This is a genomic window from Nostoc sp. CMAA1605 (assembly GCF_021596505.1).
Lineage (GTDB): Bacteria > Cyanobacteriota > Cyanobacteriia > Cyanobacteriales > Nostocaceae > Trichormus.
Map to the genome: position 1 here is coordinate 1 of NZ_PJIZ01000094.1, position 22,614 is coordinate 22,614.

General features: G+C 39.3%; 16 protein-coding genes and 1 pseudogene. 10 read left to right on the forward strand and 7 right to left on the reverse strand.

Going from position 1 to position 22,614, the window contains the following annotated elements; all coding sequences use genetic code 11:
* Positions 1-105: 105 nt before the first annotated feature.
* Together CV014_RS24020 and CV014_RS24025 are read left to right on the forward strand one after the other, a co-directional pair.
* The gene (locus CV014_RS24020; RefSeq protein WP_236144326.1) at positions 106-444 is read left to right on the forward strand and encodes a hypothetical protein; all 339 of its coding nucleotides are present in this window, start codon (positions 106-108) and stop codon (positions 442-444) included.
* A 20-nt stretch (positions 445-464) separates the two neighbouring features.
* A complete protein-coding gene (locus CV014_RS24025) occupies positions 465-3,056 on the forward strand; it encodes a GAF domain-containing sensor histidine kinase (protein ID WP_236144327.1) in 2,592 nt (863 codons plus the stop codon).
* A gap of 365 nt (positions 3,057-3,421) precedes the next feature.
* On the opposite strand, the gene CV014_RS24030 is transcribed toward CV014_RS24025, so the two are convergent.
* The 4 genes and pseudogenes from CV014_RS24030 to gloB form a co-directional block, all read right to left on the reverse strand.
* The gene (locus CV014_RS24030) at positions 3,422-4,228 is read right to left on the reverse strand and encodes a pentapeptide repeat-containing protein (protein WP_236144328.1); all 807 of its coding nucleotides are present in this window, start codon (positions 4,226-4,228) and stop codon (positions 3,422-3,424) included.
* A gap of 18 nt (positions 4,229-4,246) precedes the next feature.
* Positions 4,247-4,885 (reverse strand): hypothetical protein, encoded by a 639-nt coding sequence (locus CV014_RS24035; protein ID WP_103139604.1) that lies wholly within the window; start codon positions 4,883-4,885, stop codon positions 4,247-4,249.
* 435 nt (positions 4,886-5,320) lie between these two features.
* Positions 5,321-6,354, reverse strand: a pseudogene (locus CV014_RS24040) (IS630 family transposase); the annotation flags it as partial.
* Positions 6,355-6,512: 158 nt separating this feature from the next.
* Positions 6,513-7,286 (reverse strand): hydroxyacylglutathione hydrolase, encoded by a 774-nt coding sequence (gloB, locus tag CV014_RS24045; RefSeq protein WP_236144330.1) that lies wholly within the window; start codon positions 7,284-7,286, stop codon positions 6,513-6,515.
* Between the two features lie 380 nt (positions 7,287-7,666).
* Here gloB and CV014_RS24050 point away from each other — a divergent pair, with 380 nt between their 5' ends.
* The 8 genes from CV014_RS24050 (at position 7,667) to CV014_RS24085 (ending at position 17,495) form a co-directional block, all read left to right on the forward strand.
* Positions 7,667-7,891 carry a hypothetical protein gene (locus CV014_RS24050; RefSeq protein ID WP_236144331.1) on the forward strand — a complete coding sequence of 75 codons (225 nt, stop codon included), beginning with the start codon at positions 7,667-7,669 and terminating at the stop codon, positions 7,889-7,891.
* A gap of 664 nt (positions 7,892-8,555) precedes the next feature.
* Complete coding sequence (locus tag CV014_RS24055) at positions 8,556-9,713, forward strand: glycosyltransferase family 4 protein (protein WP_236144332.1); 1,158 nt, start codon at positions 8,556-8,558, stop codon at positions 9,711-9,713.
* 240 nt (positions 9,714-9,953) lie between these two features.
* On the forward strand, positions 9,954-12,197 hold the full coding sequence (locus CV014_RS24060) for an ATP-binding cassette domain-containing protein (RefSeq protein WP_236144333.1): 2,244 nt from the start codon (positions 9,954-9,956) through the stop codon (positions 12,195-12,197).
* 14 nt (positions 12,198-12,211) lie between these two features.
* Entirely contained in the window at positions 12,212-13,414 is a 1,203-nt protein-coding gene (locus CV014_RS24065) for a glycosyltransferase (RefSeq protein ID WP_236144334.1), read from the forward strand.
* 34 nt (positions 13,415-13,448) lie between these two features.
* Positions 13,449-14,408: a glycosyltransferase family 10 domain-containing protein gene (locus tag CV014_RS24070; RefSeq protein WP_236144335.1), complete on the forward strand. Its 960-nt coding sequence runs from the start codon at positions 13,449-13,451 to the stop codon at positions 14,406-14,408.
* Between the two features lie 15 nt (positions 14,409-14,423).
* On the forward strand, positions 14,424-15,419 hold the full coding sequence (locus CV014_RS24075) for an Npun_R2821/Npun_R2822 family protein (protein ID WP_236144336.1): 996 nt from the start codon (positions 14,424-14,426) through the stop codon (positions 15,417-15,419).
* 10 nt (positions 15,420-15,429) lie between these two features.
* Entirely contained in the window at positions 15,430-16,356 is a 927-nt protein-coding gene (locus CV014_RS24080; protein ID WP_236144337.1) for an Npun_R2821/Npun_R2822 family protein, read from the forward strand.
* A gap of 368 nt (positions 16,357-16,724) precedes the next feature.
* Positions 16,725-17,495, forward strand: coding sequence for a hypothetical protein (locus CV014_RS24085; protein WP_236144338.1), 771 nt, complete (start codon positions 16,725-16,727; stop codon positions 17,493-17,495).
* 271 nt (positions 17,496-17,766) lie between these two features.
* Here CV014_RS24085 and CV014_RS24090 read toward each other — a convergent pair whose 3' ends face one another.
* The 3 genes from CV014_RS24090 to recG all read right to left on the reverse strand — a co-directional run bounded on the left by CV014_RS24090 (position 17,767) and on the right by recG (position 22,558).
* The gene (locus CV014_RS24090) at positions 17,767-18,189 is read right to left on the reverse strand and encodes a response regulator (RefSeq protein WP_236144339.1); all 423 of its coding nucleotides are present in this window, start codon (positions 18,187-18,189) and stop codon (positions 17,767-17,769) included.
* A 661-nt stretch (positions 18,190-18,850) separates the two neighbouring features.
* The gene (locus CV014_RS24095; protein ID WP_236144340.1) at positions 18,851-19,804 is read right to left on the reverse strand and encodes an NF038130 family PEP-CTERM protein; all 954 of its coding nucleotides are present in this window, start codon (positions 19,802-19,804) and stop codon (positions 18,851-18,853) included.
* A 273-nt stretch (positions 19,805-20,077) separates the two neighbouring features.
* Positions 20,078-22,558 (reverse strand): ATP-dependent DNA helicase RecG, encoded by a 2,481-nt coding sequence (gene recG / locus CV014_RS24100; protein ID WP_236144341.1) that lies wholly within the window; start codon positions 22,556-22,558, stop codon positions 20,078-20,080.
* Between the last annotated feature and the right edge of the window lie 56 nt (positions 22,559-22,614).

Here is a 22,614-nt window from a genome sequence, read left to right on the forward strand (position 1 = left end):
CCCCAGAGGTTTGGCAAACCAACTATACACTCATATACAGTTTGCACCGGGATGCTGCCGAAGCTGCTTATCTGTGTAGTCATTTTGACCAAGCGGAAGCTTTGTATGCTAAGACTCTCAGCTACGCACAAACTCCCCCTGGATAAAGCCGTAATTTATCGCGTGCAGATGACTCAGTACCAGCTTCAGGGACGTAATGCTGAGGCGATCGCAATTCAACGCCAAAGTTTACAATTGCTGGGGTGGACAATGCCCACAGAACCGGAGATTATCCAAGCCAGTCTAGATGCAGAAATCGCCACGGTGCAGCAATTTTTTAGAGCAGCATACCATTGCATCCATCCTCGCTGCGCCCAAAATGACCGATTCCAGCATGGCAGAAATACTACGAATTTTTACAAATTCTGTTCTATGCTGCGTGGCTTGATGGTCAAAGCACCTTAGCATTGCTAGCACTCGCTAAGATGACCACACTGTCATTACAGCATGGTAACAGCGATATGTCTCCCTTTGGCTATGTTGGCTATGGCTTAATTACTAATGGTGTACTCAAGGATGCAGCTACAGCTTGTCAGTTTGGGGAAATGGCTGTACAGCTTTGTGAACAGTTTGATAATGCTGACGTGCGCGGGATGACGAATTTCCTGTTTGCAGCTGACGTGCATAGCTGGAGTTGTCCTATCCGCGAGGCGGATACATACTACGAAAACGCCTACAAATATGGAATGGAAGCCGGAAACTGGCTGACAGTAGGTTTTATGATGATGCAGAGTGGTTCAGATCGCCTCACCTATGGTAAAAACTTAGAAGATTTGTATGCGATCGCTAAAAATCACGCTGCTTTTCTAGAACAAATCAAAAGTTTAGATAACCTCGATGCTTTACGAGTCGGGGTAATTCAACCAATACGTCAACTTTTAGGTTTAACCAAAACACCGTTCACCTTTGATGACGACAACTTTAGTGAAGCCCAGTATTTGCAAAAATACGCTAATGCACCCTATCACTTAGCTTGGTTTTATTCCGTTAAAATTCGCCACGCCTATTTATTTGAAAATCCAGCCGCATACCCTGATTTAATCCCCCACTTGAGCATCATTGAAAATGCAGTTTCCAGTCATGCTAAAGTCCCTTCCAGTGTTTTTTATGTGGCATTAATGCACCTTTCTCTCTTTGAAACTGCTATTGAAAATTATCAGCGTCAACACCATTGGCAAGCACTGATTCCCCTAGAAGAACGCTTAAATCGTTGGGCAAAAGCTTGTCCTGAAAATATCCTACACAAATGTCTACTCATCCAAGCAGAAAAAGCCCGATTAAATCAAGAAAAAACCGACGCAATAGAACTTTATGAACAAGCAATTACCCACGCTCAAACCAATCAATATGGTTACGAAGAAGCCTTAGCCAACGAACTAGCAGCTAAATTCTATCTAGAATGGGGTAAAGAAAAAGTTGCCGCAGGTTATATGCAGGAAGCTTATTACTGCTATGCTCATTGGGGTGCAAAAGCCAAAACCGACGACTTAGAAAAACGCTATCCACAACTACTACAACCCATCCTGCAACAACAAAAAATCGGTTTCAATGCCTTTGAAACCATACCTACTATTATTAGTACGTCAACTTCTACATCTACTAGTGCTTTTAAAAACGGTCTTTCCGAGGTACTAGATTTTACGTCAGTCCTCAAAGCGGCTCAAGCCATTTCCAGTTCTCTAGAATTAGACGAATTAATTGCTCAGTTGACTCGCATCATTTTAGAAAACTCTGGGGCGAAAAAATCTGTAGTTATTCTTCCTGAAAATAATCAATGGCAAGTCCGCGCCATTACCTTTATTGATCACCAGTCAAATTTTCAGATTGATGTTAAAACCATTCTAGAACCACAACTACTAGATACTTGTCAAGATGTTCCTAAAAAACTCATCAATTATGTGAGGAATACACGAGAAACTCTCATTATCAACAATTGCCAAACAAATATTCCTGGTGTGATTGCAGATTATATGCTAGAACATCAACCCCAAAGTGTGTTGTGTACACCCATTATTAAACAAGGGCATTTGTTAGGGATTATCTATTTAGAAAATAAGTTAACAAGTGGGGTATTTACCAACGAAAGGCTACAAGTAATTAATTTACTTTCTTCTCAAGCAGCAATTTCTCTCGAAAATTCTCAGCTTTACCAAAAAGCACAACAAGCATTACAAGATTTACAAACAGCACAATTACAAATCGTGCAAAGTGAGAAAATGTCTGCATTAGGTAACTTAGTTGCTGGAGTAGCCCATGAAATGAATAATCCTTTAGGCTTTATCTCTGCTACGCTACAACAAGCTAATCCCACATTGAATGATCTTGTGGAACATTTAAAGCTATATCAAGAAACCTTTCCAGAACCAGGCAAAAAAATTACCAATCATGCCGAAGATATTGACTTAGATTATAGCTTAGAAGACTTGCCCAAGATGATTGACTCCATGACAATGGCTTGCGATCGCATTTGCAATATCAGCAATAGTTTACGCACTTTCTCCAGAATTGATAAAGATTACAAAGTACCTTTTAATATTCATGAAGGTATTGATAGTACAATTTTAATTCTCAAGCACAGACTAAAAGCTAACGAACAGCGTCCAGCTATTAAAGTCATCACAAACTATGGTGAGTTAGCTGTAATAGAATGCTTTCCTGGGCAATTAAATCAGGTATTTATGAATATTTTAGCCAATGCTATTGATGCCTTAGAAGAATTAAATAGTGGGCGGAGTTTTAGAGACATTGAAGCTAATCCCAACTGGATTGCAATTACAACATCAATAGAAAATTCCCAAGCAAAAATTCAGATTGCTGATAATGCTAAAGGGATGAGTGAAGAAATTAGAAACAAGATTTTTGATCATCTATTTACTACAAAAGCAGTGGGTAAAGGCACAGGTTTAGGACTAGCTATAGCAAGGCAAATTGTTGAAGAAACTCATCATGGTAAGCTGAGTTGCAATTCTATTTTAGGTAAAGGTACAGAATTTGTGATTGAAATTCCAATATCTTAAATCAATTCGCTATGGACTTCTCTTCTCTACGAGACGCTGCGCGTAGCTTGCTTCCCCAGAGGGGTAAGCTAACGCAATTAAATGTTGTAACGAGGATATGACGCAATACCGTTCAGTTAGCGTCAAAAACCTTAAACCGTGTAGCGACTGTCTTGACTTTCAAGACAGTCGCTACATTTATTCTTAACTGAACCGTATTGGGATATGACGGGGTAACAAAACGGCTGAAACACGCCGGAAAATTGATATCAAACTGTTAACTACTTGTTGTACAGGCGGGTTTAACAAAGATATCTTTTTTTAAGTATGAATATCTCACAAAACCCGCCCCTACTTACTAATAACTGTTGACTGTTGACTATTGACTAATCATGTCTTACACCATCGGGCATAATTGCATTTTGAAAGTTGACACCAGTTAGATTTGCACCAGTCAGATTCACACCTCTGAGGTTGGCACTAGAGAGGTTTGCACCTGCTAAATTAGCACCTTTGAGATTTGCCCATGCTAAATCAGCACCAGTTAAATCAGCTTCAGTGAGATTAGCCCGAAATAAGTATGCACTGCTCAAATGTGCTTTGTAGAGTTGGGCTTTTTCGAGATTAGCTTTGTAAAGATAAGCTCCTACTAAGTCTGCGGCGTATAAATTGGCTTCACTTAAATTAGTCCCGATTAAATTCGCCTCAATTAGATTGGTAAAACAAAGATGAGCGCGGTTTAACTGGGCGGCATCTAAATCGGCATCTCTCAAGTTAGCATTACTTAAGTCAGTACCAATCAAATTAGCTGCTATCAAAGTCGCACCCCTGAAATCTGACTCGCTTAAGTTAGAGCCGATGAGGATGCTATGACTCAAATTAGCTTGGGTGAGGATGGCTTGGCTCAAATTGGCTACACTCAATTGCGTCGCACTTAAATTAGCTTCGCTGAGTTTGGCTTGATGGAGATTGGCACTATTGAGATTAGCTTGGCTCAAATCAGCGCGTACTAGCAAAGCATGGCTTAAATCGACTTTGCTCAAGTTAACTCCCTGGAGGTGCGCGCCTCTGAGGTTATGTTTTTGTAAGTCGGCGGTGCTTAAGTCTGGTGCTATGTGAGGATTAGTGTTTCTCCACTCCAGCCATCGGACTGCGCCAGCTTGCAATAAACCTAGATGCTCTATATTTGCCATTGTCTCATTTTCTCTCCTTCATTCCTGGCGATCGCTCTGGGAAAGTCTTCCAGCTACACTTTCAATCGCTGCTTTTGCTCCAGCCGCACCTGCTAGAATATCGCGTTCTTGTCCACCCAAGTACAATCTGCCAAAACTCCCCACAGCTTGCACTTCCAAAATATTAATTGCAGCCGCTTTTTCCGCTTCGTTCGCAGCTAAAGCCGCATACGCCGCAGGTTCGACTTCTAAAACATATAGGGTTTGTCCTGCGAGTAACAGTTGTCCCCGGCGAGTCCGGTTGATCAGTTGTGCTTGGTAAGCATCGATATTGCGGATAATTTGACTAGAAATCACACGAGGTTTAAGACATTCCTCGCGTTTGACTCCCAGCATCGCTAAAATTGCTTGACCGGCGGCGCGCGTTTCTCCCTGAGAACTAGAATGTACTTCCAATAGTCCATAAAGTCTTTCCACCACCTGCACACCCGGACGCACGGAAGCAGCTTTGAGGGCGACATCTGTAATTTTATTAATTTCAATACCAGGAGAGATTTCAATCCATAGTGAGGTATCACCTGGTAATGGTAGGAAACCTGGGGCTACTGTTCCTATATATGCTGCGTGTTGTGGTTGCAGGCTGTCGAGAAATACGAAACTGCGTAGTTCTATTCCCAAGGTGATGCTCTCCAGTCATGAAGGTAAAGTTATATTTCGCAGGTGCTACTTTAAACTACCATAAGCCTGAGTAATAAGTGCTGAGTGGTGAGTGCTGAGTGGTGAGTGCTGAGTGCTGAGTAATGAGTAATGAGTAATGAGTAATAAGTGCTGAGTGGTGAGTGCTGAGTAATGAGTGCTGAGTGGTGAGTGCTGAGTAATGAGTAATGACTATTGACTAATGACTATTGACTAATGACTATCCCTGTTCTGTCACTCTCCGAAAAGTTTTGCCATTTCTGAATTCTAGAGCTTTTGTATAACAGGCGTTTGCGCGATTATTTTCTAATAACAAATACAAGACCAACTTTTTTCTAATAGAATAGCTTGTATTGATTGCCTCATAGGGCTTCTAGCGATTGCCCTCCCGGAAAGTGACAGAAGAGGGCTATAGGACTAGTATTTGATTTCTGAAAAAGCTCCGTACATTTGAAGGGTGGCAAAATCAAAGGTAGTGTGTCGAATAAACCACTCGAACATCCATTTGAGATGAGAAAACGAAGGAATTAAAGCACAGAAACGCCGCACCCAAGTTTTAGCTTGTAACCAAATATCCTCAATCGGATTTTGTGATGGGCAATTAGGAGCAAAACGCACGCAGTGAATTTGCCATTGTTCTTCAGGTAAACCAAGGTTTACCTCGGTTAAAAAGTCTTGGACAAGATGGGAACGATGGTAAGAAGCACCATCCCAAAAAATCAGTAATTGTTGGTGAGGTGACTGGTCTAATAAATAACGTAGATAATCAATCGTATTGTCTGAATTACCTGCATCATAGGCTTTAAGAAGTAATTCACCTTTGAGATAGTCAACTGCTCCGTAGTACGTCTGTTTGTCTCGTTCATTGACAACCGGAACTGCTATTTCTTGGTCAGTTTTACCCCAGACATACCCACTCAAGTCTCCCCACAATAGATGACACTCATCTATCAACAATACTCTCAATAATCCTGCTTCTATTTCTTTTGTGCGGCTTGCCAACAATGTCTCAATCTGTTTTTTTTTACTGCCACAGCTTCCGGCTCGGCTTTTGGATTCAGTTTTGTAGTTTTCTTCCAACTAATTCCTGCTGCATCAAATAAGTCATAATAGCTGCGTTTTGACTCATAAGTTACATCGTATTCAAAAGCCAATTTATATTCAAGTTCCCCAAGCTCCCAACATTCCTTTGTTTGCAACCAACTTAAGACCTCTTCTCGTTGTTGAACACTTAAGTAGCTTTTTCTTCCCTTGTGGTTCAGGCACAGTCCCGAAATTCCATACTCTTCGTAGGCTTGTTTCCAGCTTGTTATCGAACCAAGTGACACATCTAAAATTGTTTGAATTTCCTCATATTTGTAGCCTTGATAAACCAGTTTGACTGCCAATGCTTTCCTCACCTCACGCGCATCTGGCCGATCATCTATAAATTTTTGTAGTTCTGCGATAGCTACGCCCGCCCCAGGCATCGCGGTTTGTATATGCTGGTTTATCATTGTTCCCTGTTAGACAGATATCACCCTCCGTATTATCTCTTAGTTCTTTTCAGAAATCAAATATGATTCCTATATTGACTATTGACTATTGACTATTGACTATTGACTATTGACTAAAACATATCCTTCATTCCCCGAATCCGTGCGAATGTCTGTATCGGGTCACTACTATTAGCTGCGAGTTGTAGTGCTGGTTGCTCCCAACGTAAAAAGGGGTTGGTTAACTTTTCTACTCCTAACCATGACGGTACGGTGGCTTCTTGGCGATCGCGTTGTGTTTTCACTTCATGAATCCGTTTTTGTAAATCAGTATTATTACCGTCTATAGTCAATGCAAATTGTAAATTTTTTAATGTGTATTCATGGGCGCACCACACACGGGTATGGTCTGGTAAAGACCTGAGTTTACTCAATGATTCCACCATTTGCGCTGGTGTTCCTTCAAACAAACGACCGCAACCACCAGCAAATAAGGTGTCTCCACAAAATAATTCTCCAGGTTCGTTGGTGGTTTGGGGTGGGAAGTAATAAGCAATGTGTGCGCGGGTGTGTCCAGGAACAAAAATTACCTCACCGACTCGATTCGCAAATTGGACGCGATCGCCTGGTTGTAAAAACACTCTCTGTCCTGGTATTCTGCCTTTATCTTCCGCACCACCGTAAACATTCACCTGTGGAAACTTCTGTATCAGCTTTTGATTACCACCGACATGATCATGGTGGTGGTGAGTATTAAAAATAGCCACTAAATCCGCATTCAATTGGGCTAGCTGCTTCAAGACTGGTTCAACCTCTGCGGGATCAACTACAGCCGCTACATTGTTCTGCTCGTCATACAGTAAGAATATATAGTTGTCTGAAAGTGCCTCAAGGCGAATAACTTGCATGGGCTATACCTCGATTACATATAGGCGTGGCATAATTTTGGGTATTTTTTCTGAGAAGTCCTGTACTGATGACAAGTTAGATTCATGACATTTCTTTAATATAACTTTTATTGATGTTTCATCTTCATAATCCGCAACAGTAGTTACACCGCAATCCCGTTAAAGATTATCAGTATTTTGATGATTAATCAGTGATTTTGCTCTATGTAAAAAAAGCAACATAAAGTTAAATTTATCTTGAGCTTTATAAAACAAAGCTAAAAATTAATATTTGAAATTGTGGATATTGGGTATGCTATTTGCTTTTTCAACCTACGATGACGTACTTGACTTAGACGTTGAATTTTACCGCGAAATTTCATTTTTAGACTTGCATCCCAATGAACAAATCACCCTTTTCTACTCACAAAACTACCAATTCCATAGACATCACCACTAAACAGATTGTAGACCGCATTATCAGATCAGGGAAAATGAGTAGCCAAGATCATCACTTACTAACCACCACAGTATTTAGTCATAATACAATGAGTGATGAAGCCCGCCGTCAAATCAATCGGGTTTTTGACTATATTCAAAGTGGACAATTAAAACTTATTGACTAACAGACAAAGTATTACAGGACTTACGCAAACATAACACAACTCCGTCATTACGAGCGATAGCGAACTAATCTCCCCTGATACTGGGATTGCTTCCCTACACTTCATTTCGGTCGCAATGACATTATCGGCGTTGCGTAAGTCCTATATTATTTGAGATATATAGGACTCATATTTGATTTTTGAAAAAAATCCGTACACTTTTGTTCCTTCTTACCTGTTTCCTGTTCCCTGTTCCCTGTTCCCTACCTACGCAAATCGTTTCAATAATCAAGTCGGATTCCTATATATCCGTAATATACGACCGTAATTTTGTCCACATAATTTTCTTTATGCCTTAAAATAAGGCTACGTACCTACGTACCTTAGTATACGGGTACAAATGCAAAATATGTGTAAAAAATCTCTATATTACGGAATATAATGCAGCATCCCTTTTATTTAGCTCACAATAAAATTGCTATTCATCATTCCTTAATTGTGAGACTAATATACTGGATACGGCACTTATCCCTAACTTTGTCATTTACGAAGACTATAGGGGGCCACGCTCTAAAAAGATTTTCTCCGTCTTTACACTTAAATAATCAACTTTCAGGAATTCAGCAGCTAGAATTGAGCCAATCATTCAGGTGTAATTTAGTCTAGAGAAGCAACGCAAACAGTCATGAAAAAAAAAGTGTCCCTAGTCGTCAGTGACTTGTCTGGAGGCGGTGCAATTAGAGCATTTTTACTAGGTCAAGTCCTCCACAAACTTAATTATGAAATAGAAGTCGTCGGTTTCTTATTTGGTAAAGATTTATATGCTATTCCTCCAGCTAATGTCGAGGTATTTTCTATTCAAGGAGAAAAATATCCTAAGTTTTTAACTGCGGCTAACAAGCTGGTTAATAACTTAAAGGGAGATATTGTTTACGCTGTCAAGCCTAAAATGACCAGTTTTGGTATATCTCTGCTGCACAAATATACTAGCAATCGTCCTTTAATGTTAGATATGGATGATTGGGAACTGAGTTGGTATGGTGGCGATGAATGGCAATATCGTCCTGGTTTAAAGCAATTGTACAGGGATATTTTTAAGCCTAATGGTGCATTGAGGTTTCCAGACCATCCTTTGTATCTTCGATGGATAGAAAAATTAGTACCAAAAGCGGATGCTATCACCATAGACACGGAGTTTTTGCAAAAACGTTTTGGTGGTGTTTATGTACCTAACGGGAAAGACACCGCCATGTTTGATCCCAGCAAGTATAATCCTGAATTTAGTAGAGAGCGTTATGGTTTAACTCCATACCGCATTTTAATGTTTCCAGGCGCACCACGCCCTCATAAGGGGGTGGAAGATGTTTTAATGGCTTTGGATTTGTTAGATGAGTCAGATTTGCGACTGGTGATTGTTGGTGGTAGTCCTTACGATGACTATGATGAGCAACTAATTCAAAAATGGGGACGTTGGATTATTAAACTACCAAAATGTCCTGTGGATACCATGCCAGAAATCGTGGCTGCGGCTCATGTCGTCGTGGTTCCCCAACGAGATACATTAACTTCGCGCGCGCAATTCCCTTTAAAGTTGACAGATGGGATGGCAATGGCTAAACCTGTATTATCAACTCGCGTGGGAGATATTACAGAAATTTTAGCAGATACAGGTTATGTAGTTGACCCGGCATCACCAGAACAAATAGCCCAGCAAATCCAATCAATATTTCAAGATTTAGACTCAGCGAATGAACGAGGTGAAAGAGCCAGAGCAAGATGTGTAGAGAAGTATAGTTTAGCAGCGATGGCTGAAACTTTAGAATCATTAATCGCACAATTATGAATCCAAAGCTGTAGTTAGGAATTGTAGGGTAGTACAGAGACTAGAGATCACAAGGTTTTTGCCTATTTCACCCGGATTGCTCCCCTACTCAATTGCTAATTAAGAGTATACTATTTTACATGACGGCAAAAATGCAGTTATGAAGAGGATAACTGTTGATGACTGAAAATGAGGAGAGTGAAATATATAGAAATTACAAAGTAGTGTTACAAATGACGTTGGATGTAAACATAAAAACAAATGTCTACCAGAAAACTATTATTCAAATTCGCTAAACCTTATCCCGGCTGGATTTTTCTAACAGTATTATTGGGATTTTCTGGAGCTTTATTTAATGGGGTCAGTACAACTTTAATTGTACCGATCGTTTTAAAGATAGTGGGGCAGGAAATAGATTTAAGTGATGCTCCGCCGATTCTCAAATCAATTATGATTCCCTTTGACAGTGTACAAGAGAACTATCGCATACTTGTCATGTCATTGGCGATTATCGCACTGATTAGTTTAAAAAATTTAGCCTCTTATGCTAGTTCTTTAACCTCTAGTTCTTTTACCAGAAAGTTAACTTCGGACATCCGGGAAGCCGGATTGCAAGTGCTGTTAGAGGTTGACCTAGACTACTTTGCTAAAATGAGAGTGGGAGACCTATTAAATAGTCTAGGCGGGGAAATGGGGCGGGCTGCTACTTCAATTAGCAATGTTATTAAATTAATTATTACTGTTATCACAATTTTTGTATTTATTGGACTGCTGTTATCAATTTCGTGGCAGTTAACTATTGCATCTACTATATTGTTATCTTTTGTAACTCTGATCAACCAGTATGCTATGGTTCGGGCGAAAAAGTTCGGACATATGCTCAGTGAAATGTCGAGAGTGTACTCAATTGCAGTATTAGAGACATTAAACGGTATTCGGTTAGTCAAAGCTACAGGTAATGAAGAAAAAGAATTTAACAGAATCAGACAGCTAATTCGCGATCGCGAACAAGCAGATTATGACTCTCAAGCTAATTCCCAAGTGATTGCACCACTCAGTGAAGTCATGGGGATTACGGCTTTGTTGCTGATTGTATTTCTAAGCCGAGTCCTATTTGCCGATCAAGTCAATGCTTTATCAGCAGTGCTACTGACTTATTTATTAGTCTTGCTGCGATTGTTACCGCTAGTATCTCAGTTGAATAGTATTCGCAACACTTTTGCTAATAGCGCACCGAGTGTCAATATCGTCTCGGAATTTTTACGTCGTGACAACAAGCCATTTATGGCTAGTGGTGATGTCATCTATGAAAAACTAGAAAAGGGTATACATTTTAACTCTTTGTCCTTTAACTACCCAGGACATGACAAGTCAGTTTTAAAAGATGTCAGTTTATTCTTACCCCGTGGGACAACCTTAGCTTTGGTGGGTGGTTCTGGTGCGGGTAAATCTACCTTAGCGGATTTATTGCCCAGATTTTATGATCCCATCTCCGGCAGTATAACAGTTGACGGCAGAGATTTACGTGATTTTGATGTCAAGTCTTGGCGCAAGCGTATGGGTATTGTCAGCCAAGACACTTTTTTGTTTAATGAATCAGTTAAAGAAAATATCGCCTACGGCAGACAAGACGCTACAGAAGCAGAAATCATCGCAGCCACCAAGCGAGCTAATGCTTACGAGTTTATCAGTAAGTTACCCCAAGGATTTGATACCATGATTGGCGATCGCGGTGTGATGTTATCTGGGGGACAAAGACAAAGGCTAGCAATTGCGCGCGCCTTATTGCAAAATCCAGAAATCCTGATTCTCGATGAAGCCACCAGTGCTTTAGATACCGTATCCGAACGTTTAGTACAAGCTGCATTAGATGATTTGAGCCGCGATCGTACTACCTTAGTAATTGCTCACCGTCTCTCTACGGTACAGAACGCTGATCAAATTGCAGTCTTAGATCAAGGACAGGTAGTAGAAGTAGGAACCCATGAACAACTCCTACAAAAAGGCGGTTACTATGCACGCCTTTATTCTATGCAGTTTAGCAATGTTCCTGAAACTAGCAACTACAGCAATCAAAGCTTATTGCGAATTTCTCATGAACTGCGGAATAAGTTGAACTCTATGATAGGTGTACTGCACCTGTTACTAGACGAAATGACGGAAAATAATCAAGAAGACCAAGCATTAATTGAAGATTCCTACAAATCCACCTTTAAAATCCTCAATACTCTAGAAATATTCGAGGATATAGTCCAACAACAAAATCATTATCTCACCAACGCCTCCTCCCACAATCAAGATGATCATGTGCAGATGGGACATTTACAGAAAATTCAAGAACTGAATCTCAAATTTAACGCCTTACTAGTATCACTGCGATCGCTCACAGAAAATTATCTAGAAGCCCAACAAAATCGTTATCAAACACTCAACGAAGCTCTGCACTTAGGGATGAATCTACTGAGTTTCTTAGAAAACTTTGAAAATAAAATACATAACAATTAACCCTAAGAATTACTATGAAAAATAAATATCTATTTTTTAGTAGAACCATATCACTTAAACCAGATACAGCACACGAAATACATGATGTGCTTTGTGCTAACGCCGCCGCCAATCTTGGATATGATACAGCTTTAGTCTATCCAGATACTCAACGCGGTAAATTCAATCCTGGGGAACTATTTTCGCCTTTTCATCTCAGACACCCAGAGCAAGATTTTGTAGAATTTTACGATGTCCAAGAAAAGTTAAAAATTTCTACATTACCCATGCCTTGGCCAATTGATTGTATTGGGGGAAAATTTACCGCCAGCATGACAGTATTGACGCGTTATTACTTGCCATTTCATTTACTACCCCAAACAAAAATTGTCCATACCAGAGATTGGAACTTTGCCAAAGCCGCAGTAAAAAACCAGATTCCCACCATTTACGAACGGCATTATTTCCAATCAGAAAAATTCCCAGCAGAAATTGTCCATAGTCCGTTTTTTCAAATTGCTATTACTCAATCAGAACCGATTAGACAAAGCCTGATTGAATATGGTATGCCGCCAGAAAAAGTAGTCTGGCTGCATAATGGCTTTGATCAATCTTTCTTACTTAGACAACCACAACAAGCCGAAGAATGGCGCGAACAGCTACTAGAAAATGAACGACAACAGCTTGTAGTTTATTCAGGAGCTTTATATCCTTTCAAGGGGATTGATGTTTTAATAGATGCTGCCAAAGAATTACCACATATTCAGTTTGCGATTACAGGAGGCAAAGAAGAGCAAGTTACAGCGTATCAACAACTAGCCAAAGAAAAACAAGTAGATAATGTTAAGTTTCTAGGCTGGATATTACCCAGACAAAGATTAGTAAGTTTATTTCAAGCTGCTGATATTTTAGTGCATCCACACTGTTCCGGTAAGTCTGCTGACTTCACAAATCCTGTGAAATTTTTTCAATACATGGCTTCAGGAACACCCATAGTCATCACAGAAATCACGCCTTTAATGCCATTTAAAGATATGCCTTTGTCGGCTGTATGGTGTGAACCTGATCATCCTCAAAAACTTGCCCAAGCAATCCAACAAGCCTTAGAAATTTATCCCAGAAAAATATCAGGTTATCTCAATAATATCGAATTAGCTCATCAATTTTCTTGGGAAAATCGAGCCGAAAAAATCCTGAGTTATGTAGAAGAACCTTTACGTCCTATCATGACAATTTAGAAAAATTTCCCGTTCCCTATTCAACGTCAAGCGAATGAATATAAAAACCGTTGGGATGATTAGTAGCTATCGCAATCTTGAGCAAAGAGGTGATTGGCTATGGCAACAAACTCCACATCAATTTGGTCTTTGGGGCAATATTCAAATGCAAGCATTAGCACCCCAACCAGACTTTTTGTTGATGTATCAATATGATTTTCCGAGGAAACCTCAGCCTCAATCTTTAATAGATAAGTTACGCAAAAAATTACAGAAACCAACAGTTGACGTTAGTTCACGCTTAAGAGGAGTTCCTAAAGAAAGAATTATCTATCTTTTGCGCGAACCTCCTTTAGAAGAAGTTGTGGAGAAAAATAAACACTATTACCAAGTGGCTACTAAATACTGTGGCTATATTTCTGGCCCTGATGATTTTGCACCTGTACCTGATTATATGCCGGCAATTTGGTATCATAACAACTCATTTCAAGAATTAAACGAAATGCCAGTACCTGAAAAAGTCGCACCTTGTAGTTGGATTACTTCTGGCATTAATCGCACTGCTAATCATCGTCAAAGATTACAATTTCTAGAATCACTACAAAATCATCAAATTAAATTTGATTTGTACGGGCGTAATTTACCTGTTTCTGCCAAATCAAGGGGTGAATTGGGTAATAAGTGGTATGGTATGGCTCCATATTATTACAACTTATCCATTGAAAATTATGCTGAAAATAGTTGGTATGTCAGCGAAAAATTATGGGATGCTTTATTAGCTTGGTGTTTGCCAATTTATTACGGAGGATCTGCTGCTGATAAATTGTTACCTCCAGGCAGTTTTTTACGCTTACCTAGTTTAGATGAAAAAGGTATTGCCTACATTCAAGAAGTGACTGCTACTCCTGATGCTTGGTATGCAGCTAAGGATGCGATCGCAGAGGCTAGACAAATTATCTTACATAAGCTGAATTTACTTAATTGGTTGTCAGAATTTGTCACTAAATTCTCATAGGAAAGGAGTAATTCTATGGATGGGATTTGTACCCTTGCTAATGACCGAGTTTACGACCAATTAATTGCTCTACTCAATAGTATAGAGGCAATTTATGGGCGGCCGATGCCTGTTTGTGTCTATCCTTACGACGATAATACAACTCAAATTGCTGCCGAAATTGCCCGCCGTCCTCATGTACAACTATACGATAATCAAGACTCTATTCGGCAATGGGATGACTTTGTGCGCCGTGTTTGGGATACTCACCCCACAGCGCAAGCTAATTGGCAAAAAGTTAATGGTGATAAATATTATCGGGTGGGGACTCATCGTCGTTACTGTGCTTTTGATGGGCCTTTTGATAAATTTGTCTACATGGATGCAGACACCTTATTGATGAGTCCCTTAGATGAAATTTTCGCCCGTTTAGATAAATATGACTGGGTAGTTTATGATTTCCAGTATAAAGATTTATCTCATGTTTATGATTTATCTTCTCTTAAATTAGCCGAAATATTTACTAATGCAGAATTAGAAACTAAAGCATTTTGTTCTGGTTTTTATGGTTCTAAAAAAGGTGTATTTAACTCTCAAAATCAAGAGATGATTTTAGATAAGCTACGTCAGGGAGAAGCAGAAATACTATATCCAATGGCTCCTGATCAAACAGTCTTGAATTATATGGTTATGCGCTCAGGCATTTCTCACTGTAATCTGAGCTACGAACTAGCTGAAGAGCAGAAAACAGGCTGTTGTGTTACCTCTACCCATTTTATCAGTCAAGATAATATCCTATATGACCAAGGCAAGCGACTAACTTATTTGCATTATATTGGGGTCAAATCTCGGTTTTTTGAGCAATTGTGCGCTGGAAACAATGTTGGATTTCCTTACCGCGAGGAGTTCTTACATTACCGCTATTTACATGAGCCAAATCAGCGTCCACAATTTACGACTAAGCCCAAAGCTTACAACGCTCCGCCGAGTTTAGGCACAAAAATTTTACGAAAATTAGGATTAAAAAATTGAGGTGAAGATAATGAGCCGGGGAATTTATATCATTGCTAATGACAAGGTGATAGATCAGGCGATCGCACTCCTCAATAGTATCCGATTGCATGACCAAGATACACCTATCATCATGATTCCTTATGATGATAACTACCATCAAATAGCAGAATTACTCAATCAACATTATGGTGTACAACTCTATGCAGACTTAGAGTTTATCGACCGGTTGTCACGCAAATTACATGAACTATTTGGCAATCAATTTTTTGCTCGTCCCAACCAATTCCGTAAACAGGCTTGTTGGTTCGGCCCTTTTGATGAATTCTTGTATATTGATACAGATATTGTTGTTTTTGAAAAAATCATTAATAATCTCAATTATTTAGCTGATTCAGATTTTATTTGTTGCGATTATCAACATTTAGGTGGCATTAAAAACGTTTTTACATCCAAAGTATTAGCAGAAAAACTTTTTACTGAAATAGAAGTTCAAGATATTTTTAATGGTGGTTTTTGGGGTGCCAGAAAAAATATCATTTCCGAAGATGATTTGTATACAACCTTTAGTGAATGTGCGGCTCATCCAGAGTATTTTGATTTTTCTGAAAAGACTTCTGATCAACCAATTATCAATTATATGTTGCTCAAGCGAATTCCTCGCCGATTTAATATTGTTCGCAGACCAGGTAAAGCACCTGGTAATTGGGGGGGTTCACCGCAATTTCAAACTCAAGGAAATATTTTATTTGATCCTACAGTTAATCAACCTTTGCAATATCTCCATTGGGCAGGGATTCGCATTCAACCAGGTTGTCCCTACTGGGAAATTTGGGAACACTACCGAAATCTTAATTCTGCGTTACCTGCGGCTAATATACCTGCACCAGTTAAACAAAATCAGTGGCAAAAAACACTTAATAATATTAAACAGCAGTTACGCAAACTCAAAATTTAACAAATTCGTTGGCATCATACCAATTTTGGATTAAAAGCCTAGATTCATAGAATATTCCAGAATCTCGAAACCATAAATTCTTACTTTTCCTTGGAAGTGCTTAAGGGTATACACTTAAGCACTCTCAACTTTTTTAAAGCAAGGCATACACGCTATTGTGCATAAACTCGCAGTCTCATCAGTTAATCATTAAGATTAGTAATAATATCAGTGAAAATACAGCACATTTATCTTTACTTCCGCTTGATAAGTATAAATATATTGTAACCTTATGTTTAAGGCATTCTGAGACATCTGTAAAATACTGTCAGTTTTATCTACTAGCAAGACTGAAAAGGCATTGAAGTGTATAGCCATAAGGGATATTTATGACTTACGAACAACAAGATTACTGCTTCTGCACATTAGCTTTACGGAAAAAGTATCGTCTGTTGACGCAACAATTGGCTAGTGAATTGGCGAAATATGCCCCAGGAAAGATGTTTGTAGTTTTAACAGACCAACCAGCAGATTTTCAAGATTATGCCAATGTATTAGCTTTTAAACATAACCAACGCGGAATTTTGCATTGTTATCACGATAAAAGCTTAGTGATGGAATTCGCTTTGGCAAAATTTACCGCCGCCATATATATTGACGCAGATACAACGATACTGTCTCCTTTACCTGATAATCTCCACTGGAAACCAGGTATTACAGCAGGTCATTGTGAGAATTTAGTGGCTCATGTGACAAGATACACCCCAGAAAGATTACCACATATTCGCAAAGTCGCAGCACATTTAAACATCACATTAGAAGATGCACCATATATTGGTGAGTCTTTATTTATGATTGCGAGGGACGAAGGTAGAGAAATCGCATATCTCAAATACTGGGCAAAGATTGGTAGATATTTAGAGTTGCGTGGTATTCATGCAGGTGAAGGTAATGCAATGGGATTAGCAGCCGCTAAAGTGGGTTGGGATGTGTCTAGAGAAGGTTGGTCAGAAGTTAGAAATATCACGAAACATTTAGATGCTTCCAACACTAATAAACAAAGTGTATGGGATTTGTGGAAAAGAAAACTTGGCTATCACTACCGTTTAAATAAAGCTAGGCTAACAGCTTTAACAGATTTTCAATTCTTCTATAGATAGAACAACTAATTTTGGATTTGGAATTTTAGACTGACTGTACCCCCATAAAGAGATTGAGCAAGTTTTAGATTTTGGATTTTGAAATTTACGTCTAATGTCAATTAAAATTGGGTAATTCCATAGATATTTTTAGGGGCTGATTCACCCAGATCATCGTTAATCGTTCATGATATCGGATTAACCCGCCCCTAACAAGTCTCATTAGCTGCAAGCATGGGCTATTTTTTAGATATAGAAGGTTTTCCTAATTCACATCAGGGGGAACTTTTGACTAAATATGGGCGTATGCTAATTCCTTCGCAATGGCAATTGTTAGCAAATTGAGATTAATAGGTTTTACAAAATAATCACACGCACCTAGTTTAATGGCTTTTTCTTTATCAATTTCAAAAGCAAATCCTGAAACAACAATTATGGGTATGCTATGGCAGATAGGGTGCTGTTTAACCTGTTGTAGTAAATAATATCCATCAATATCTGGCAATTTTAAATCTAGTAAAATCAAATCAGGATTAAAATTTCTAATATTGAAAATAAAATTTTCACCATCTGGCAAACTTAAAACATTGTATCCACAATATTTTAAGTAATCACTCAATAACATTCTATTTATCTTATCATCTTCAACAATAAGGATACGGTTGAGTGTTTGGCAACAATTATCGTGAGGTTGTAACAACGAATTATTGAACATTATTCATATTTATTGATAATAAAGTTTTGTGTCAATCTCAAGTTGTAAAAACAACTGAGACAATATCTAAATGAGCAGAATCAGAGTCAGATCATATTTCAAGCTGCTAATCCAGAAAATTTAGTTATCAGATTCAGTGTAAATCTTGTTTTTATCCTGTTAGTAGAGGGGTGTGACCCCCACTAGGGTCTTTTTGCTGTAGTGTTAAATGTTATTTAAACTTTCCATAAAATAAACAGGGTTTTTACACAATACTCAATTGAATTATTGCGGGCGGGATTCATCGGTAGTTTTTAGCTACAACTCCTGACATTATTCTCTTTTTGTAAAAAGTTATCTGTTACCTATTGGAGACATCACCTCTAGTAATCAAAGCGAATTTTTAATACAGGAATCCTATTGTATTTTTGAAAAACATCAGTACAGTTTTTATTCCCTGTTCCCCATTAACAGTTCCCTAGCTTCGTGAGTGATTGCTATGGTATTAGTATTTATTTTTTGATGACTTGATGCAAAAACAGAGTACATATACTCAAATAATTAATTATGATCATACAGAAAAATGTTGATTACAAATAATAAAATTCAGTGAAATTAAAAAAAAGGAGCTTATAGCTCCTTTTTCTGTATTAATGAATGAAATGACAATTTTTAGCTTTAATTAAAAGCTTTTTTTAAACTTGCGCTGTGCGGTGAACATACCAGCTACACCCAAAAGACCAAGCACAATAGAAGGTTCTGGAACTGCTTGAGAAGTTTTGATGGGAACTAAACCTTGGAAAGTCACTTCATAGTTACCACTGTGTGAGATACCATCAGATTTCTCAGTTAAACCGGATTGGGTAGCATAAAAGCTGAACAGATAATCGGTTTTACCGTTATAGGTATACTTCACAATTTCGCTAGCTTGTATTGTTTTACTCTCTAGCTGTGTTTGCAAATTCTTGACAGTAGTTTTAGGTGTGCTGTTTGGTAAGCTATTAACGTATATATTAAAGTAAGGCAGCAATAAAGGTGTAGCATTGAAATGTCCTGCTAACCCAATACTGACTAAGCCTGTTTGATCATCTTGGTTAACGTAAGAAATATTTGGATCACTAAACTTCTGGAATCCTCCATTATTTTTAAAGGCGTTGAAAAACCCTGTACCAATAGAAGTTCCTACTAAGCTACCGAAACCGTTCTTATCTAAAGCCTGACTAAACCAATATTCACCGAAAGTTTTACCTGTATCTTTGTAAAGACTAGTCCAGTCAGAAACGGTTAAACTACTGAGTGTGATGGCTTCACCACCGATTGTTCCTGACAAGGTGGTATTTTGTGTAAAGTCATTAGCAGTGAAAGTTGATTTTTCGGTGCTGGCTCTTAACTCTATGTTACCAGTGGGGCTAGCAGCATTACCATCTAACACTTTTTGGATATTTGCTGATTTCAGGTTCTGGTCTACAGCCACAGTGTTTGTACCGTTAACGTCATAGACCAAGTAATCATTAGCTGCTGTACCACCGATGGTAGCACTGGTTAAGCTACCTGCTTGGGCGGGAGAAGCGGCGATCGCACCTACACCCATAGCTACTGCACTACCAATCACAATAGCGTGAATAGTTTTCTTCATTACTCCCATTGTCCTTGATTTATTAGTGTTTTTGTATTAATGCGGCCTTATAGATGCAGAGAATTTGCGATCGTTACCCGACTATTTTGAGTAACACACTCAACAAATCAAGTTTAGGCAATCACCACTCCAATGGAGTAAAGTTCCAACTGATTACGAGTAAATTAATGATGAATAATTAGCTAACTAATGATGAATATTCTCAGTGATTATGCTTGTACAGCAATTATCACGAGAAAAAAAGAAATTTTTTAATCATCAATAGGATGAGGTCTAGGTTAAAATCGCCCCACCCATTAAGCGTTCGTAGCGATATTTCAATTCGGCCTTCATTAACGGCCAACGCTCTAGACTAGTATCTATTTCTATAACTTTTTCGGCGGCTTGTCTAGCTAATATTAATACTTCTTCGTCTTCTACTAAACTAGCTAAGGTAAAATCAGGTACGCCAGATTGGCGAGTTCCTAATACTTCTCCGGGCCCGCGAAACCGCATATCCATTTCGGAGATGAAAAAGCCGTCTTGGGACTGTTCCAATACTTTTAGTCTTTGTTGAGCATCGGGACTTCTGGAACTACTCATCAATAAACAGTAGGATTTTGCTGCACCTCTTCCTACTCTTCCCCGCAATTGGTGTAGTTGTGACAAACCAAAACGCTCGGCATTTTCAATGAGCATAACCGTGGCATTAGGCACATCAACACCAACTTCTACAACGGTGGTTGAAACTAAAATCTGCGTTTTATTATCTCGAAATTTGGTAATGGCTTCGTCTTTCTCGGCTGAACTCATACGCCCATGCAGCAACCCGACTTGAAATTCTGGAAACACTGTTTCTTTAAGCTTTTGGTGTTCTTCTACAGCCGATCGCAAGTCTAGTTTCTCTGATTCTTCTACCAAAGGCAAGACTACATAAACCTGCCGACCTTGGGCAATTTCTCGCCGCATTAAGTCATAAGCAAAGGTGCGCTGCTGACTGATTAAGGCTGTAGTTTGAATGGCTTGTCGTCCCGGTGGTAACTCATCAATCTGGCTGACATCCAAATCCCCATGTATAGTTAGTGCTAATGTCCGGGGAATGGGGGTAGCAGTCATGGTTAATACATGGGGTTGTTCGCCTTTTTGTTGTAACAACGCTCGTTGTTTGACTCCAAATCGGTGCTGTTCATCAATTACCACTAACCCCAATCGGCGAAAATTGACGGTGTCTTGAATTAAGGCGTGAGTTCCTACTAATAAAGGTAATTCACCGGTGATTAATTGGGAATGAATTTCCCGCCGTTTGGCAGTTTTAGTTGAACCCGTAAGTAATTCCACTGGTAAATGTAATAAGTTAAACCAGCTAACTAATTTACGGTAATGCTGTTCTGCTAAAACTTCTGTCGGAGCCATTAATGCAGCTTGATAGCCAGATTGAATAGCAGCTAAAATTGCTACTACCGCCACAACAGTTTTACCTGAACCCACATCACCCTGTACTAACCGATTCATTGGTGTGGTTTTTTGTAAGTCGTTGAGAATATCGTTGAGGACTCGTTGTTGTGCGCCTGTTAGTTGAAATGGTAGGACTTGGTAGAATTTTTCGATTAATTCACCTTTGGGTGCAAGCACTGCACTAGTTTGAATAGCTTTAGCTTGTTGTTGGCGTTGTAGTAAACCCAGTTGCAGATAGAAAAATTCATCAAATACCAAACGACGACGGGCAGTTTGCAGAGTATCACTATCATCAGGGAAATGGATATTAGCGATCGCATCCTTTAATTCCATCAAACCATACTTTTCTCGCAAACCCTTGGGTAAGGGGTCTTTTAATTGCGCCGCCGCAGGTAAAGCTGCAATTACCGCCTGTCGTACCATATTCGCCATCACTCCCTCAGTGAGTGCGTAAATTGGTACTACTCGCCCCATTGTCAACGATTCAATCGTATCCCCTGGATGTGCCAAAACCTCTAACTCAGGGTTATCTAAAGTCAAACCGTATTTACTACCTTTTACTAACCCACAAGCTGCTAATACACTTCCCACAGGGTAGCGGCGTTTTAAACTTTCTTGCCAAGCACGACTAGTAAACCTCGTACCTGCCCAAAAACGACCAACTTTGATTTGACCCGTATTATCTTTGAGAACTAATTCTAAAATCAATAATTTTTGATTTTTGGGGCTGACAAAGCAGTTGCAACGCTTAACTGTCGCCACAATTGTCACTGTTTCACCCCCTTGCAACTCCCGAATATTCACTTGTCGGGCATAGTCAATATGGTCACGGGGATAGTAAAACAGTAAATCACGTACAGTATACAAACCCAAAGCCGCCAATTTATCAGCTTTACGAATGCCTATTTCCGGTAAATCGCTGAGTTTTTGGTCAATTTTGGGGGCTAATCTCCGACTAACTTCTGCTACAAGTGGCGCAGAATTGGGAACTTTCGCCTTATAACTTCTCCCCTGCTCCTCTGCTCCCCTGCTCCCTTGCTCCCCTTCTCCTTTTTGCAGTTGGTAAAGATATCGCCGTGCTTCCGCTATCAAATGTTGACGTTCTTTGAGTTCCAGATTGGGATAATTAGCAAACTGTGCCGCCATGTCTTGCCAGCGACGGCGTTCAGTTGGGGGTAAACTTGTGGGGAATTTCCCAAATGTGAGGCTGAGAAATTCACTGAAGCGATACTGTCTACCCACCAAATCAGTAAAACCGTTTTCGGCTTCCACTGCTAAGGCTTTATGTAAGCGTATCCAATCTGGTTGGTCGTTAGTCATTGGTTATTAGTCAATAGTCAACAGTCAATAGTCAATAGTTAATAGTCAATAGTCAA